Consider the following 236-nt stretch of genomic DNA (forward strand, 5'->3'; position numbering starts at 1 on the left):
ATCCTGGGCCTCGGCATGGGTGTGGCGATGCCGAATCTGACGACAGCGGTGCAGAATGCGGTGAATCCGCGCGAACTCGGGGTGGCCACCTCCTCCATGTCCTTCCTCCGCTCACTGGGTGGGGCACTTGGCGTGGCGCTTTCCGGCGCGCTGATGGTGGCCTGGCTGAACAGTCTTCTGGCCAGCACCGTGCGCAATCTGGATGTGCAGGCTCTGCTGGAACATGGCGTGCGTGC

General features: G+C 64.8%; 1 pseudogene. It reads left to right on the top strand.

The window, feature by feature from the left end:
* Positions 1-236: pseudogene (locus SAY88_RS25670) on the top strand (MFS transporter); the annotation flags it as partial.

Origin of the sequence: Halalkalibacter flavus (genome assembly GCF_036663575.1) — a bacterium.
GTDB lineage: Bacteria > Bacillota > Bacilli > Bacillales > Bacillaceae_D > Halalkalibacter > Halalkalibacter flavus.